14 protein-coding genes are annotated in these 15449 nt (G+C 63.1%); 12 read left to right on the forward strand and 2 right to left on the reverse strand.

Features of this window, described 5'->3' with window-relative positions:
• Positions 1-168: 168 nt before the first annotated feature.
• Together ACKODO_RS00100 and ACKODO_RS00105 are read left to right on the forward strand one after the other, a co-directional pair.
• On the forward strand, positions 169-375 hold the full coding sequence (locus tag ACKODO_RS00100) for a DUF2065 domain-containing protein (protein ID WP_408981420.1): 207 nt from the start codon (positions 169-171) through the stop codon (positions 373-375).
• Positions 376-480: 105 nt separating this feature from the next.
• Entirely contained in the window at positions 481-1992 is a 1512-nt protein-coding gene (locus ACKODO_RS00105) for a DegQ family serine endoprotease (protein ID WP_408981421.1), read from the forward strand.
• Positions 1993-2064: 72 nt separating this feature from the next.
• On the opposite strand, the gene serB is transcribed toward ACKODO_RS00105, so the two are convergent.
• Positions 2065-2976, reverse strand: a complete 912-nt coding sequence (serB, locus tag ACKODO_RS00110) for a phosphoserine phosphatase SerB (protein WP_408981422.1) — start codon at positions 2974-2976, stop codon at positions 2065-2067.
• 36 nt (positions 2977-3012) lie between these two features.
• Between serB and miaA the strand changes: the two genes are divergently transcribed.
• Complete coding sequence (gene miaA / locus ACKODO_RS00115; RefSeq protein ID WP_408981423.1) at positions 3013-3963, forward strand: tRNA (adenosine(37)-N6)-dimethylallyltransferase MiaA; 951 nt, start codon at positions 3013-3015, stop codon at positions 3961-3963.
• A 149-nt stretch (positions 3964-4112) separates the two neighbouring features.
• On the opposite strand, the gene ACKODO_RS00120 is transcribed toward miaA, so the two are convergent.
• Complete coding sequence (locus tag ACKODO_RS00120) at positions 4113-5552, reverse strand: GGDEF domain-containing protein (protein WP_408981424.1); 1440 nt, start codon at positions 5550-5552, stop codon at positions 4113-4115.
• Between the two features lie 178 nt (positions 5553-5730).
• Here ACKODO_RS00120 and ACKODO_RS00125 point away from each other — a divergent pair, with 178 nt between their 5' ends.
• The 9 genes from ACKODO_RS00125 to ACKODO_RS00165 all read left to right on the forward strand — a co-directional run bounded on the left by ACKODO_RS00125 (position 5731) and on the right by ACKODO_RS00165 (position 15438).
• Positions 5731-6843 carry a TRAP transporter substrate-binding protein gene (locus tag ACKODO_RS00125; protein ID WP_408981425.1) on the forward strand — a complete coding sequence of 371 codons (1113 nt, stop codon included), beginning with the start codon at positions 5731-5733 and terminating at the stop codon, positions 6841-6843.
• A 108-nt stretch (positions 6844-6951) separates the two neighbouring features.
• Complete coding sequence (locus tag ACKODO_RS00130) at positions 6952-7641, forward strand: TRAP transporter small permease subunit (protein ID WP_408981426.1); 690 nt, start codon at positions 6952-6954, stop codon at positions 7639-7641.
• Positions 7641-9206, forward strand: a complete 1566-nt coding sequence (locus tag ACKODO_RS00135) for a TRAP transporter large permease subunit (RefSeq protein WP_408981427.1) — start codon at positions 7641-7643, stop codon at positions 9204-9206. The genes ACKODO_RS00130 and ACKODO_RS00135 overlap by 1 nt, the downstream gene beginning before the upstream one ends.
• A 251-nt stretch (positions 9207-9457) precedes the next feature.
• The gene (locus tag ACKODO_RS00140; RefSeq protein ID WP_408981428.1) at positions 9458-11218 is read left to right on the forward strand and encodes an acetolactate synthase 3 large subunit; all 1761 of its coding nucleotides are present in this window, start codon (positions 9458-9460) and stop codon (positions 11216-11218) included.
• A gap of 56 nt (positions 11219-11274) precedes the next feature.
• Entirely contained in the window at positions 11275-11808 is a 534-nt protein-coding gene (gene ilvN, locus ACKODO_RS00145) for an acetolactate synthase small subunit (RefSeq protein ID WP_408981429.1), read from the forward strand.
• An 89-nt stretch (positions 11809-11897) separates the two neighbouring features.
• Entirely contained in the window at positions 11898-12509 is a 612-nt protein-coding gene (locus tag ACKODO_RS00150; RefSeq protein ID WP_408981430.1) for a LysE family translocator, read from the forward strand.
• Positions 12510-12575: 66 nt separating this feature from the next.
• On the forward strand, positions 12576-13226 hold the full coding sequence (locus ACKODO_RS00155; RefSeq protein ID WP_408981449.1) for a TetR/AcrR family transcriptional regulator C-terminal domain-containing protein: 651 nt from the start codon (positions 12576-12578) through the stop codon (positions 13224-13226).
• Positions 13227-13253: 27 nt separating this feature from the next.
• On the forward strand, positions 13254-14273 hold the full coding sequence (gene ilvC, locus ACKODO_RS00160; protein WP_408981431.1) for a ketol-acid reductoisomerase: 1020 nt from the start codon (positions 13254-13256) through the stop codon (positions 14271-14273).
• 178 nt (positions 14274-14451) lie between these two features.
• On the forward strand, positions 14452-15438 hold the full coding sequence (locus ACKODO_RS00165) for a Bug family tripartite tricarboxylate transporter substrate binding protein (protein WP_408981450.1): 987 nt from the start codon (positions 14452-14454) through the stop codon (positions 15436-15438).
• Positions 15439-15449: the final 11 nt, after the last annotated feature.

A 15449-nucleotide genomic window follows, 5' to 3' on the forward strand; every position in this document is an offset into this window, starting at 1 on the left:
TTCTTCCAGTATCTGAACAGTCCGTCGGGCAAGCCGCGGGGAACACAATAAACGAATGAGCGGCCCGGAGCGCCGAGCGTGGCGCTCCGGGTTACGCCATTCATCCGATGGGGAGCGGATGATGGCCGGGGGAGCGAAAGCGGAGAAGTCCGGTCGCGGAGCATGGCCATGCGCGACCTTCTGATCGCACTGGCCCTGATGCTTGCGCTGGAAGGGCTCGCTTTCGCGGCCTTTCCGGGCGCCATGCGCCGGGCGATTCGGGATGCCGCGGAGACGCCGGAAGGCGTTCTCAGACTCGTCGGTATCGCCTCGGCGGTGATTGGAATTGCACTGGTCTGGGCGATCCGCGGGTTTCCCGCGATCAACCTGTTGTGAATGGGCTTTCGGGGGGTGGTCACGTCGCCAATTCGCCGCAATTGCTCCCCTTCTAACATGCAAGTGTCGCGGGCGGCGACCAGCGGAACAGGAATGAGGAACGAAATGTCTCAAGCCCTTCGGGTTAAGTTCGGAGGCCAGTCACAAGGCGCAGGAGCCGGCGTGACGCGGCTTCTCGCGGTTGTGATTTTGGCCGTGTCGGTGGTTTTGCCGGCGGCGGCGCAGAATTCGCGCGCGCCAGACGGTTTCGCGGATCTCGCGGAGCGCGTGATGGATTCGGTCGTCAACATCAAGGCCTCCCAGCGTGTGGCGCAGCGCAATGTGCCGGCGCCCCAGGTGCCGCCGGGTTCGCCCTTTGAGGATCTCTTCAACGACTTCTTCAACCGTCAGGGTCCGCGCGCGCCGCAGCAGGGCCCGCAGCCCAACCAGCGCTCGCAATCGCTGGGCTCGGGTTTCGTGATCGATTCCTCCGGCATCGTGGTCACCAACAACCACGTCATTGCCGAAGCCACGGACGTGTTCGTGGTGTTCAATGATGGTTCGGAGCTCAAGGCCGAGGTGCTCGGCAAGGACCCGAAGACCGATCTCGCGGTTCTGCGCGTGAAATCCGAAAAGCCACTCAAGGCAGTGAAGTTCGGCGACAGCGACAAGGCACGCGTCGGCGACTGGGTGATGGCGATCGGCAATCCGTTCGGCTTCGGCGGCTCGGTGTCGGCGGGCATCGTCTCGGCCAAGCAGCGCAACATCCGCTCCGGCCCCTATGACAGCTTCATCCAGACCGATGCGGCCATCAACAAGGGCAATTCGGGCGGTCCGCTCTTCAACATGGCCGGTGACGTGATCGGCATCAACACGGCGATCATTTCGCCGTCGGGTGGCTCGATCGGCATCGGCTTCTCTGTGCCCTCGAATCTCGCCATGCCGGTGATCCAGCAGTTGCGCGAATTCGGCGAGACCCGCCGCGCCTGGCTCGGGGTCGCCATCCAGGACGTGGATGACGAGACCGCCGAAGCCCTGAAGCTCGGCGCCAAGCGCGGCGCCATGGTGACAGGCGTCGACGAGAAGGGGCCTGCCAAGCCGGCCGGCATCGAGCGCGAAGATGTCATCGTGCGCTTCGATGGCCAGGACATCAAGAGCAGCCGCGACCTGCCGCGCATCGTGGCCCTCACCCCGATCGGCAAGGAAGTCGATGTTGTGGTGGTGCGCCAGGGCCGTGAGGTCGTGCGCAGGGTGACGCTGGGCCGCCTCGATGAATCGCCGCAGCAGGCCTCGTTCCAGCAGAACGATCCGCGCAACGCGAATCCCTCGAGCGGCGCCAACATCGTGCCGGGCCTCAATCTCGGCGCGCTCTCGCCGGAGGCGCGTCGCCGCTTCAACGTGAAGGACGGCATCGAGGGTGTGCTGGTGGGCCAGGTCGATCCGAACTCGACGGCCGCCGAGCGTCGCATCTCCGCTGGTGACGTGATCGTCGAAGTGCAGCGCGAGCCGGTGAAGTCGCTGGCGGATATCCGCAAGCGCATCGAGACGCTGAAGAGCCAGGGCCAGAAGCGCGCGCTGTTCTATGTGGCTTCCGGCCCGGAAGGCACCCTGCGCTATGTGACGCTGCCGCTCGAATAAGCGACGACGGACACCACGAATGCGAAAGGCGGGGCCAAAACCCCGCCTTTTTCATGCATCGCGACCTGCCCCTCAGGCCTCGACGATATCCTCGTCGCGAAAGCCTTGGGCGTAGAGCAGCGTGCGCAGATCCGTATGATCGATGCGGGCATGGGCGGCTTCCGCCACGATGGGCTTGGCACGGAAGGCGACACCAAGCCCGGCCTCGCCGAGCATCGCGAGATCATTCGCGCCATCGCCGACGGCCAGCGTTTCGCTGGCCGAGATTCCACGTGCATCACGCAGTTCGATCAGCGTCTCGCGCTTGGCTTCGCGACCGAGGATGGGATCGGCGACAAGGCCGGCAAACTGGTCATTCTCGATGATCAGCGTGTTCGAGCGATGCATGTTGAAGCCGATCATGGCGCTGATCGGCCCGGTGAAGATGGTGAAGCCGCCGGAAACCAGTGCCGTATAGGCGCCGGCCCTGCGCATGGTGCGCACCAGCGCCTTGCCACCGGGCGTGAAGGTGATCCGCTCGCCGATCATCCTTTCCACCACGTCCGCCGTCAGGCCCTTCAGCAGCGCGACGCGTTCGCGCAAGGCCGGCTCGAAGGCAATCTCCCCGCGCATGGCGCGCTCGGTGATGGCCGAGACATGGGCCTTCAGGCCGACGGCATCGGCGAGTTCGTCGATGCATTCCTGCCCGATCATCGTGGAGTCCATGTCGGCGAGGAACAGTTTCTTGCGCCGCGCGGCCGCCGGCTGGACGATGACATCCACCGGCGCGCCCGGCATGGCCGAAAGGATGGCCTCCCGTGCCGCCGTGAGCCCGGGCGGCAGGTGGAAATCAACAGCCCGACCGGGAGAGAGAACGCTCACTTCCGCTTGCGGCAAGGCCTCGCGCAGTCGCGCGAGGCGCGTTGGCTCGAGAAGCCCGCTGCCTTCCGGCACCACGACGGTCGCGACATGAGACGGATCGGCATTGGCGGCGGAGGCATTCATGGGCTAGATCCAGTTCCGGCAAGGAAGGAATTCGCGATGGCATTCGCCACCCTGATTGCAGGTCCGACCGCCAGCGGCAAGTCGGCTCTGGCGATCGCGGTGGCCGAACGCGGCGGCGCCTCCGTGATCAACGCGGATTCCATGCAGGTCTATGCCGATCTTCGGGTGCTCTCGGCCCGGCCGACCTTGGCGGAAGTGGCACGCGTGCCGCACGCGCTCTTCGGTTTCGTGCCTGCCGGGGAGGAATATTCCGTGGGGCGCTATCTCGCGGATTCGGCTCCCCTCATCGCCGAGGCGCGGGCTAAGGGCCGTGCCGTCGTGATCGCGGGTGGAACGGGGCTCTATTTCCGGGCGCTGACAGAGGGCCTTATGCCATCGCCGCCGATCCATGCTGCGGTGCGGGCGGGATGGCGGCAGCGCGCGGCGGCGGGGGAGGATCTGCATGCGGCGCTCCGCGCCTGCGACCCGCAGCGTGCAGCAGCCTTGCACCCTCAGGATACGCCGCGCATCCTGAGGGCCATCGAACTCTTTCACGCCACCGGCCGCACCTACACCGAATGGCTCCGCGACAATCCCGGCGAGCCACTGCTCCGGCCGGGTGAATGGCGGGGGATTTTTCTCAACCCGCCCCGCGCATTGCTGCATGCCCGGATCGATGCCCGTTTCGAGGCGATGATGGACGAGGGTGCGCCGGAAGAGGTGAGGGGGCTTCTGGCGCATCAGCCCCCCCTGCCGGCCAATCTCGGGGTGATGAAGGCTCATGGCGTGCCGCATCTCGCGCGCCTTTTGCGGGGCGAGATGGACCGCGCCGAAGCGGTTCGTCTTTCGCAGCGGGATACCCGCGCCTATGCGCGCCGGCAGGTGATTTTCGCGCGGCGGTATCTCGCCGGCAAACATTGGCAATGGGCGGAGAGCGCCGAAGAGGCACCCAGAGCATTTTCAAGCGAAGTGGATACCGGTTCGCGTGAAGAAAATGCGATCAAGTAAAGAGAGAAGCATTTTCAAGCGAAGCATGCCCCTGCGGAGGCGGGGGTGGATACCGGTTCGCGTGAAGAAAATGCGATATAAGAAAGAGATAAAGCATTTTCCGATCAGGTGCATGCCGGCGATCTTGTTCGATCAGATCGGAAAATGCTTTAGGCGGCTGCCGTAGAGCCGTCGCCGGGCTTCGCCTGCACCTCGATTTCGGTGCAGACCTTGTTACGGCCCGAGCGCTTGGCCGTGTAGAGCGCGCGGTCGGAGCGGTCCATCAGTTCGTCCAGATTGGTGCTTTTCCGGCACATGGCCACGCCCAGCGAAATCGTGGGGCGGATTTCATGCTCGCCCACGACCACCACGGTCTGTTCGATGCGCCGGCGCAGCTTTTCGGCGAAGGCGATGGCGGAGTCGATATCCGTATCCGGCAGGATCACGGCAAATTCCTCGCCGCCCACGCGCGCCGCCATGTCCGTGTTGGGGCGCAGGGGCGCCTGCAGCACATCGGCCACGCGGCGCAGGACGGTGTCGCCCGCGCCATGCCCATAGGCATCGTTGATGTGCTTGAAATGGTCGATGTCGAGCGAGATCAGCGCCAGCGGGCGATGCGCGGTCTGGCTTTCGGCCAGCTTCACCAGGGCCGATTCGCGGAATGCGCGACGGTTTGGCAGGGAGGTCAGCGGATCGAGATGGGCAAGCGCCCAAAGCTCCTGCTCCAGCCCGCGGCGTTGTTCCATCTCGTCCATCAGCATCTTCTTCTGATGTTCGAGCTCAAGCTGGGCGCGCTTCTGGGTCGTGATGTCGTGGAAGGAGGCGAGCACGCCGTCCTTGGTCGGCATCGAGGAGACGCGCAGCCAGCGGGAATCGGTCTGGAAGCGATGGTGGAACTCGAATTGCGCCGCCTTGCCCGAACGCAGGACCGTGAGGTTTCGGGCCCAGGCACCGGCCGTCGCGACATCGCCGAACAGGCCCATCATCGAGGTGCCGACCAACTTGTTGGTATCCAGATGGCCGGAAAGCCGGGCCGCTGTCTTGTTCGCATAGAGCACGACCGCATCCATCACTTCGCCATGCTGGTCGCGCACCGGGGTTGCCGCGATCATCGCTTCGGGCGTGTTGTCGAGCATGTTGCGAAGAAAGTCGTCCTTGTTCTCCCGCGGCATGCACAAGGCCACGAACATGCGGCGATGCGCGCTGTCCTCCATCGGAAGGAACAGGCATTCCCAGTGATGCACCAGACATTTCGGTTTGGTGATGTGGTTGATGCAGACTGCATCGTTCTGTTCATGGGCCTCCTGGCAGCCGATGCGATAGAGTTCGGCCGTTTCGGGCGCGATGGAGGAAGTTGATTTCCCGGTAAGCGCCTGGCCATCATGGTCGGGCACGCGAGCCCCGGCATAGAGAAAAGCAAAGCCGCCTTCGCCATTTTGCTCGAGCACCACCAGATGCGAACCATAGGCCTTCATCACCTCGCTGGTGAGCATGGCGATGGTGCCCTGCCCGCCCTGGGCACGCTCCTTCCGGTAGAGGCGCAACAGATACGAGGCTTCTCCCGAGCGTAGCCGAACCTCGATATCTGCTGTGAAGACCTCGTTCAGCACGTGCTGCTTTCATCTTGTTCGAAACGATCAGACCAGTTTTATGCGGTATTTCTTTGCAAATCGTTCATGAGTTGGGTGCGCTCGACGCACTTGTCAGCGCGACACGGGACCCTAAATCTGACGGTAACGGTGCTGGCATAACGAATGTGCATCGGAAGAAAAAGGGAGGATGGAGACCATGACCACGAAAAACGGGACTTCCGGCACGCGCCGGTCTGTCATGAAGACACTCGGAGTGGCTGCTGCCGCGACGGTCGCGATGCCGAATGTCAGCCGCGCGCAGACGATCAGCTGGAAGTTTCAGTCGACATGGCCGACCAAGGACATCTTTCACGAATTTGCGCAGGATTTCGCCAAGCGCGTGAATGATATGGCGGGCAACCGGCTGAAGCTGGAAGTTCTCCCGGCGGGTGCGATCGTCCCGGCCTTCCAGATGCAGGATGCGGTGAATGCCGGCATTCTCGATGGCGGTCATGGCGTCTGCGCCTACTGGTATGGCAAGAACAAGGCCTTCTCGCTGTTCGGCACGCCACCGGCGCTTGGCTGGGATGCGAACGGCTTCCTGAGCTGGATGAACTATGGTGGCGGCTACGATCTCTACAATGAACTCGTCGGCAGCATCATGAAGCTGAACCTCGTCGGCTTCCTCACGGGCCCGATGCCGTGCCAGCCGCTCGGCTGGTTCAAGAAGCCGGTGACCAGCGCCGACGATTTCAAGGGCCTGAAGTATCGCACGGTCGGCCTCGCGGCGGATCTGATGCGCGAAATGGGCGCCGCCGTGACCATCCTCGCTGGTGGTGAAATCGTTCCCGCGCTGGAGCGTGGCGTGATCGATGGCGCGGAATTCAACAACCCGACTTCCGATTCGCTGCTGGGCTTCCCGGAAGTGTCGAAGGCCTACATGCTCCGCTCCTTCCATCAGGATGCGGAAGCCTTCGAGATCATCTTCAACAAGGGCAAGTTCGATGCGCTGCCGGCCGAACTGAAGGCGATCGTGAAGTATTCGGCCGAATCCGCCTCATCCGACATGCTGTGGAAGGCGCTCGACCGCTACTCCAAGGACATGGAGGCCCTGAGGGGTCGTGGCGTCCAGATCATCGAGACGCCGACGGCCGTCCTGCAGGCCCAGCTCGATGCCTGGGGCAAGGTGATCGAGAAGCTCTCGGCCGAGAACGCCTTCTTCAAGAAGGTCGTCGACAGCCAGATCGCCTGGGCCAGGCGCATGCGCACCTACGAGATCGCCAACACGCCGGACCGGCTGATGGCCTCGAAGTCCATCCTCAAGATCTGACAAACCTGAACCCGGGGGAGGTGGCCGCAAGGGCCTCCTCCCTTGCGTTTTCGGATACCGGCTCGCCTTCCAGAAGGCCGGATCCGCCCTAGCAGTCGAGGGGGCGTCATGCCGAATATTTCCTCGCCGCATCTCAATGCGGTCCTCTGGTCGGCCGCGCTGGCGGTTCTTGCCTATCTGGCGCTGGTCGTCTTCACCAATCGTCGCTCGCTCTCCATCGACACCGTGCTGCATGGCATCGACCAGATCTCGGTGGCGGTCGGGAAGTTCGGCGCCTGGTCGATTGTGATCCTCACGCTCGCGATGTGCTACGAGGTTTTCGCGCGCTACCTGTTGCAAGCGCCCACGGAATGGGCGTTCGACATGAGCTACATCCTCTATGGCACCCTCTTCATGCTGGCCGGACCCTATGCGCTGTCTCGCAACGGGCATGTGCGCGGCGACTTCCTTTACCGGCAATGGCCTGTGCGCCGGCAGGCCGCATTCGATCTTGTTCTCTATTTCCTGTTCTTCTTCCCCGGGATTCTCGCCCTCTGCTATGCCGGCTATGGCTTTGCGGCCTTCTCCTGGATGATCGGCGAACATTCCTCGAACTCGCCCAATGGTCCGCCCCTCTACCACTTCAAGACGCTCATCCCGCTCGTGGGCGGGCTGATGCTGCTGCAGGGCTGCGCCGAGGTGGTTCGCGCCTTCCGTGCCCTGAAGTCCGGCGAATGGCCGCAGCGCCTCCATGACGTGGAGGAAACCGAAAAGATCATTCTCGAGCAGGCCGAAGCTGCGCAGAAGGGCATTGCGTGATGTTGGGATTGTCGAACCCGGAACTCGGCGTGCTGATGCTCGCCCTGTTCATCGTCTTCATCATGTTCGGGTTTCCGATCGCCTTCACGCTGATGGCCCTCGGATTCTTCTTCGGCTATATCGCCATGGGCGACACCGTGCTGCAGCTCGTGGTGCAGCGCGCCTATTCGGTGATGGCGAATGACGTGCTGGTCTCCATCCCGCTCTTCGTCTTCACGGGCTACATCATCGAGCGAGCGAACATCCTTGACCGATTGTTCAAGTCGATCCAGCTCGCGATCGGCTGGATGCCGGGCGCGCTGGCCGTGGCGACGCTTGCAACCTGCGCGATCTTCGCGACCGCCACCGGCATTGTCGGCGCGGTGGTGACGCTGATGGGCCTGCTGGCTTTCCCCGCCATGCTGCGCGCGGGCTACGACGTGAAGCTTTCCGCCGGCGTGGTCTGCGCGGGCGGATGTCTCGGCATTCTCATTCCGCCCTCGGTCATGCTGATCCTCTATGGTGCGACGGCCGGCGTTTCCGTTCCGAAACTCTATGCCGGCGCCCTGTTCCCGGGCTTGCTGCTGGCGGGCCTGTACATGACCTATGTGGTGGTTCGCTGCATGATCACGCCATCCCTGGCGCCCAAGCTGCCGCCGGAGGAAAGGGCGAAGCTCGGCATCGATCTCGGCAAGGACAAGCTGTTCGTGCTGGGCTACATCGCGATCGCGGTGGTTGCGGTTCCGGCAGTCTATTATGGCGTGCTCGCGCTGGAAGGCCTCATCAACGCGATCAAGACGGCCACGGCTCCTGCCGGAGCACGGGTGCGTCTTGTCGATTACGAGGTGCCGCCTTTCGTCATCCAGGCCGTGATCGCCGGGGGTATTGCCGGCCTCGTGGCCTTGCTGGTGCTGGGGCGCATGGTCTTCGTGGCGCTTGTATCGAGCTTCTTCCCGCTGACGCTGCTGATCATGTCCGTGCTCGGCGCGATCTTCTTCGGCATCGCCACGCCGACGGAAGCCGCAGCGGTGGGCTCGCTGGGTTCGCTGCTGCTGGCGGCGGCCTATCGCTCGCTGAGCTTCGACAAGGTTCGGGAGAGCGTCTATCTCACCGCCCGCACGGCCGCGATGGTGTGCTGGCTGTTCGTCGGCTCTTTCATCTTCTCGTCGATCTTCGCCTATCTCGGCGGGCATGAGCCCATCAAGGCCTTCATGAACTGGATGAACCCGTCGCCGACGATGTTCCTCATCCTGACCCAGATCATCATCTTCGTGCTGGGCTGGCCGCTCGAATGGACCGAGATCATCGTGATCTTCGTGCCGATCTTCCTGCCGCTGTTGCAGCAATACGGGGTGGACCCGCTGTTCTTCGGCATCCTGATCGCGCTGAACATCCAGACCTCGTTCCTCTCGCCGCCGGTGGCGATGGCACCCTTCTACCTGAAGGGCGTGGCACCGCCTCACGTGACGATCAACCAGATCTTCTCCGGCGTGATGCCCTTCCTCTGGCTTGTGCTCTTGGCAATGGTTCTGGTTTATGTCTTCCCGGACATTGCGCTCTGGCTGCCGCGCTATCTCTACGGCTGAGGGCCGTTACTAACCCGTTGACGATGCGGGGCGGATGTGTGTAGCTTCCACCCTCTGGATTCTGGAGCGGAACCGTGACCCGTCTCATTCTTGTATGCTGCGCGCCGGGGAGGGAATTGGCCTAACGAGCCTTTGCCCTGACGGCGCGCATTCCGAAGGCCCCTGCAGCGGGCCTTTTTTGTTGCCTTTTTTCACCCCACGCCCCAAACGACCCCCGCGAGAACCCGCGAGTACACCCCGGAGATAAACCGATGACCGAGATGATGACCGGCGCAGAAATGGTGGTGCGTGCCATGCAGGACCACGATGTGGATACCCTGTTTGGCTATCCCGGCGGCGCGGTTCTTCCGATTTATGATGCGCTGTTCCAGCAGAATTCCGTGCAGCACATCCTCGTGCGGCACGAACAGGGCGCGGTGCATTCCGCCGAGGGCTATGCCCGCTCCTCCGGCAAGGTGGGCGTTGTGCTCGTGACCTCCGGCCCCGGCGCCACCAATGCCGTGACCGGCCTGACCGATGCACTGATGGATTCCATCCCCGTGGTCTGCTTCACCGGCCAGGTGCCGACGCATCTCATCGGTTCGGATGCCTTCCAGGAATGCGATACGGTGGGCATCACCCGACATTGCACGAAGCACAACTACCTCGTGAAGCGCATCGAGGATCTGCCGCGCATCATCCACGAGGCCTTCTACGTGGCGAAATCCGGCCGCCCCGGCCCGGTGGTGGTGGATATCCCGAAGGACATCCAGTTCCAGCGCGGCGTCTACACCCCGCCGGGCGAGATCATGCACAAATCCTATCGCCCGAAGACGCAAGGGGATCGCGGGCAGATCGAGCGCGCGGTGGAGCTGATGATCCGCGCGAAGCGCCCGGTCTTCTATACGGGTGGCGGCGTCATCAATGCCGGGCCAGAAGCCAGCCGCCTGCTGCGCGAACTCGTGCGCCTCACGGGCTTTCCGGTGACCTCCACGCTGATGGGGCTCGGCGCCTATCCGGCGAATGATCCGCTCTGGCTCGGTATGCTGGGGATGCACGGCACCTACGAAGCCAACCTTTCGATGCATGGCTGCGACGTGATGATCAATATCGGCGCGCGCTTTGATGATCGCATCACCGGTCGCCTCGATGCCTTCTCGCCCTATAGCCGGAAGATCCATGTCGATATCGATCCGTCCTCGATCAACAAGAACGTGAAGGTCGAAGTGGGCATCATCGGCGATGCCGCGTCGGTGCTCGCCGATATGCTCGAAATCTTCCGCGCGAAGAAGCGCGCCGAGCAGGCGGAGGAAATCCGCCCGTGGTGGAAGGAGATCAACACCTGGCGGGCCCGCAATTCGTTGAGCTACAAGCATTCGAAAGAGGTCATCAAGCCGCAATACGCGGTGGAGCGACTTTACCAGCTCACCAAAAACCACAAGACCTTCGTCACGACCGAAGTGGGTCAGCACCAGATGTGGGCGGCGCAGCACTTCCATTTCGACGAGCCGAACCGCTGGATGACCTCCGGCGGCCTCGGCACCATGGGCTATGGCCTTCCGGCGGCGATTGGCGTGCAGCTTGCGCACAAGGACGCCCTGGTGATCGATATCGCGGGCGAGGCCTCAATCCTGATGAACATGCAGGAAATGAGCACGGCCGCGCAGTATCGCCTGCCGATCAAGATCTTCATCCTCAATAATGAGTATATGGGCATGGTGCGCCAGTGGCAGGAATTGCTGCATGGCGGGCGCTACTCGGAGAGCTATTCATCGGCGCTGCCGGATTTCGTGAAGCTCGCCGAGGCCTATCACGCCAAGGGTATCCGCTGCGGTGATCCGGCCGAACTCGATGCGGCCATCCAGGAGATGATCGATTATCCCGGCCCGGTGATCTTCGATTGCCTTGTGGCGAAGGAAGAGAACTGCTTCCCGATGATCCCCTCGGGCAAGGCGCATAACGAGATGATCCTGCCGGATTTCGAAGGCGATACCGGTTCGGTCATCGATGCCAGGGGCAAAGAGCTGGTGTGACGCTCCGGCCTTTCCGAAGAACCCGATTCCATCTTCCAACGCGACGAGCCTGACCGATGAACACCTCCCACTACCCCACGCTCACGACCCAGCAGGTGATCGAGAAGCGCACGCTCTGCGTTCTCGTGGATAACGAGCCGGGCGTGCTGGCGCGCATCTCCGGCATGTTCTCCGGCCGGGGCTATAATATTGAATCGCTCACGGTTTCGGAGACCGAGCACGAGAAGCACCTCTCGCGCATCACGATCGTCACGAGCGGCACGGCGAGCGTGCTGAACCAGATCGAGGCGCAGCTCGATCGCCTCGTGCCGGTGCACAAGGTGGTGAACCTCACCGCCAAATCCTCCATCGAGCGCGAGCTGGCGCTGGTGAAGGTGCGCAGCAAGGGCGAGCACCGCATGGAGGCGCTTCGCCTCGCGACCGCCTTCGGCGCGAAGCCGGTCGATGCGACCCTCGACAGCTTCGTGTTCGAACTCTCCGGCCCGTCGGAGGATGTCGAGCGGTTCATCAACCTCATGGCCGATATCGGCCTCGTGGAAGTCAGCCGCACCGGCGTCGCAGCCATCGCGCGGGGGAACGAGGGGCTCTGAGCCATTCCGCCGCGTGATGGCTCCATCACGCGATTGCGTTGGTCGCACCGGGAAAGGCTCGCTAGCCTCGCGCCTCTTTCGGGGTGATGATGCCGCTTGACCTGCTCCTCGCCTTTCTGGGCTTTGCCTTCGCAAGTTCGGTGACTCCGGGACCGAACAACATGATGCTTGTGGCGTCGGGCGTGAATTTCGGCGTCCGGCGCACGCTTCCGCATGTCGCGGGCATCAATGTCGGGTTTCCGGTCATGCTGCTGCTCACGGGCCTCGGGCTCGGGCAGGTCTTCCACCGCTACCCCGCGATCTACTTCGTGATGAAGGTTGTGGGCATTCTCTACATGCTCTGGCTCGCATCGAGGATCGCGACCTCCGGGCCGGTGAAGGAAGGGCAGGATGCGGTGGGCAAACCCATGACCTTCTGGCAGGCGGCGGCTTTCCAGTGGGTCAACCCCAAGGCCTGGGCGATGGTGATGGGCGCGATCGCGGCCTATACCGTGCCCGAGAATTATATCGGCTCGTTGCTCATCATCACCGCGGTCTATGCGCTGGTGGGAACGCCGGGGTCGCTGGTCTGGGCGATGTTCGGCGCGGCGCTGCGCAACGGGTTGCGTGATCCGGTGAAGGTGCGCTGGTTCAACCTCGCCATGGCCACCCTGCTTTTGCTCTCGCTCTACCCGGCCGTGATGGACCTGATCACCCATTGAATCCGTTTGACGACCGGGCATGCATGGCTTAGCAAGACGCCGAACCGTAACGTTCGTTACGATGCGATCGAGCCCGGATTGACCGCCACCGCCGCGCTTTCCCCGGATGAGCCGAGCCCGCGCCAGATCGAGGTGCTGGAGGCGACCTTGCGTCAGATGATGACGGAAGGGCAGGCGGTGACGATGAACTCTGTCGCCAGGGCCGCGAGCTGCTCCAAGGAGACGCTCTACAAGTGGTTCGGCGACCGCGACGGATTGCTGACTGCCACCGTGAAATGGAAGGCCTCGCGCGTGCATGTCGGCGCTGTGGAGCCGGGGCGCCTGGATCGAGCGGCGCTTGTGGCGCGGCTCGAGGAATTCGCGCGGAACTGGCTTACGGTGATTTCCTCCGAGACCTCCATTGCGTTGAACCGCATCGCCATCGGCGAGGCGGGGGCGAAGAAGGGGCATCTCGGCGCGATCGTGCTGGAAAATGGCCGCTTCGCGCTCGGCAATCGCCTGAAACCGGTGCTGGAAGCGGGGCGCGATGCCGGGCTTCTTATCTTCGATGACAGCGAGGAAGCCTTCCGCACCTTTTTCGGCCTGATGGCGCGTGACGTGCAGATCCGCCTGCTGCTGGGCGATTCCCTGGAGCTTCCGCCCGCGATCATCCATTCCGAGGCGGCCCGTGCCGCCCGCCAGTTTCTCGCCCTCCATGGGGCGGAAAGCCAGACATGAACGCTCAACCAAGGAAGGACCTTTAACATGCGCGTTTATTACGATCGCGATGCCGATCTCAACCTGATCAAGTCGAAGAAGGTGGTCATCGTGGGCTATGGCTCGCAGGGCCGTGCCCATGCGTTGAACCTGAAGGATTCCGGCGCGAAGGAAATCCGCGTCGCCCTGAAGCCGGGCTCGCCGACCGCCGCCAAGGTGGAAGCCGATGGCCTCAAGGTGATGTCGGTCGCCGATGCCGCCAGGTGGGCGGACCTGATGATGATGGCCACCCCGGACGAACTCCAGGCCGACATCTACAGATCGGACATCGCCCCGAACATCCGCGACGGCGCGGCCATTGCCTTCGCCCAGGGCCTCAACGTGCATTTCGGCCTGATCGAGCCGAAGAAGACGGTCGACGTCGTGATGATCGCGCCGAAGGGCCCGGGCCACACCGTGCGCGGCGAATACCAGAAGGGCGGCGGCGTGCCCTGCCTCGTGGCCGTGCACCAGGATGCCTCGGGCAACGCGCTCGATCTCGCGCTCTCCTATGCCTGCGGCGTCGGCGGCGGCCGTTCAGGCATCATCGAGACCAACTTCAAGGAAGAGTGCGAAACCGATCTCTTCGGCGAGCAGGTCGTGCTCTGCGGCGGTCTCGTGGAACTCATCCGCGCAGGTTTCGAAGTGCTGGTGGAAGCCGGCTATGCGCCGGAAATGGCCTATTTCGAGTGCCTGCACGAGGTGAAGCTCATCGTCGACCTCATCTATGAGGGCGGTATCGCCAACATGAACTACTCGATCTCGAACACGGCCGAGTGGGGCGAATACGTCTCCGGTCCGCGCATCATCACGGCCGAGACCAAGGAAGAGATGAAGCGCGTGTTGAAGGACATCCAGACCGGCAAGTTCACCTCGGAATGGATGCAGGAATATCGTTCAGGCATGGCGCGTTTCAAGGGCATCCGCCGCATGAACGACAGCCACCAGATCGAGCAGGTCGGCGAGAAGCTGCGCGGCATGATGCCGTGGATCTCGGAGAACAAGCTCGTCGACAAGGCGCGCAACTGAGGCGATCGAGAACCGGGAAGCGAGGCGGCTAGGCTCTCGTTTCGCGGGTGAAAGATTCGAAGGCGCGGGAATTTCCCCGCGCCCTTTTCATGCCGGCAACATAGTGGTTTTCCACCCTTGCGCGCTTTCGCCGTGCCGCTACCTTCTTCCTACCAACAAGAATGAGGGAGAAATGCCTATGAAGACCCCCTTCACCCGTCGTGCCGTCATGGCCGGCATCGCCGCTCTCGGCTTCGGCAGCATGGCGAGCCCGGCCCTGGCGCAAGGTTTCCCCAACAAGCCGATTACGATGGTCGTCCCTTTCGCGGCGGGCGGCGGCACGGATATCGCCGCGCGTATCATCGCACCCAAAATGTCCGAGTTGCTTGGGCAGAATGTGGTCATCGAGAATGTCGCTGGAGCCGGTGGCAACATCGGCACGAGCCGTGTCGCGAAGGCGCCAGCCGATGGCTACACGCTGCTGATGGGCACCATCTCGACGCACGCTATCAATCCGGCCGTGTTCAAGGCGATGCCGCATGATGTGGTGAAGGACTTTGCCCCGATTTCGCTGCTCGTGCTGGTACCGAGCGTGCTGACCGTTTCGAACGATTTCCCGGCAAGCAACGTCAAGGAACTGATTGCCCGCCTCAAGGCGGAGCCCGACAAGCATTCCTACGCCTCCTCTGGCGTGGCGACGCCGCAGCATCTCGGTGGCGAATTGTTCAAGACCATGACCGGCACGAAGATGCAGCACATTCCCTATCGCGGCGGCGGGCCGGCCCTGCAGGATGTGGTCTCCGGCAAGGTCGCGATGATCTTCGACAACCTGCCGTCTTCCGCCGAGCAGATCCGGGCCGGCAAGGTGCGTGGCTTCGCGGTGACCACCAAGACACGCTCCCCCGCCTTTCCCGACATGCCGACGATGGAGGAAGCGGGCCTGCCAGGCTATGAGATCTATTCGTGGAATGCGCTGTTCGCCCCGGCGGGCACGCCCAAGGATATCGTGGCCAAGCTCAATGATGCGGCGAACCAGGCCATCAAGGATCCCGTCATCGCGAAACGCCTGTCGGACCTCTCCAACGTGATCGTGGGAACCACGCCCGAGCAGCTTGGTGAGCATGTGAAGGCCGAGCTTGCGAAATGGGGCCCGATCGCCAAGGCCGCCGGCGCCTCCGTGGAATGAATGCGGCCTGA

It is taken from the genome of Rhabdaerophilum sp., assembly GCF_046092605.1.
GTDB lineage: Bacteria > Pseudomonadota > Alphaproteobacteria > Rhizobiales > Beijerinckiaceae > Rhabdaerophilum.

Excerpts from the sequence above, each read along its gene's own strand:
- serB (WP_408981422.1), bottom strand. The coding sequence starts at position 2,976 with ATGAATGCCTCCGCCGCCAATGCCGATCCGTCTCATGTCGCGACCGTC.
- ACKODO_RS00100 (WP_408981420.1), top strand. The coding sequence starts at position 169 with ATGCGCGACCTTCTGATCGCACTGGCCCTGATGCTTGCGCTGGAAGGG.
- ACKODO_RS00105 (WP_408981421.1), top strand. The coding sequence starts at position 481 with ATGTCTCAAGCCCTTCGGGTTAAGTTCGGAGGCCAGTCACAAGGCGCA.
- ACKODO_RS00125 (WP_408981425.1), top strand. The coding sequence starts at position 5,731 with ATGACCACGAAAAACGGGACTTCCGGCACGCGCCGGTCTGTCATGAAG.
- ACKODO_RS00150 (WP_408981430.1), top strand. The coding sequence starts at position 11,898 with ATGCCGCTTGACCTGCTCCTCGCCTTTCTGGGCTTTGCCTTCGCAAGT.
- ACKODO_RS00165 (WP_408981450.1), top strand. The coding sequence starts at position 14,452 with ATGAAGACCCCCTTCACCCGTCGTGCCGTCATGGCCGGCATCGCCGCT.
- ilvC (WP_408981431.1), top strand. The coding sequence starts at position 13,254 with ATGCGCGTTTATTACGATCGCGATGCCGATCTCAACCTGATCAAGTCG.
- ACKODO_RS00130 (WP_408981426.1), top strand. The coding sequence starts at position 6,952 with ATGCCGAATATTTCCTCGCCGCATCTCAATGCGGTCCTCTGGTCGGCC.
- ACKODO_RS00135 (WP_408981427.1), top strand. The coding sequence starts at position 7,641 with ATGTTGGGATTGTCGAACCCGGAACTCGGCGTGCTGATGCTCGCCCTG.
- miaA (WP_408981423.1), top strand. The coding sequence starts at position 3,013 with ATGGCATTCGCCACCCTGATTGCAGGTCCGACCGCCAGCGGCAAGTCG.
- ACKODO_RS00140 (WP_408981428.1), top strand. The coding sequence starts at position 9,458 with ATGACCGAGATGATGACCGGCGCAGAAATGGTGGTGCGTGCCATGCAG.
- ilvN (WP_408981429.1), top strand. The coding sequence starts at position 11,275 with ATGAACACCTCCCACTACCCCACGCTCACGACCCAGCAGGTGATCGAG.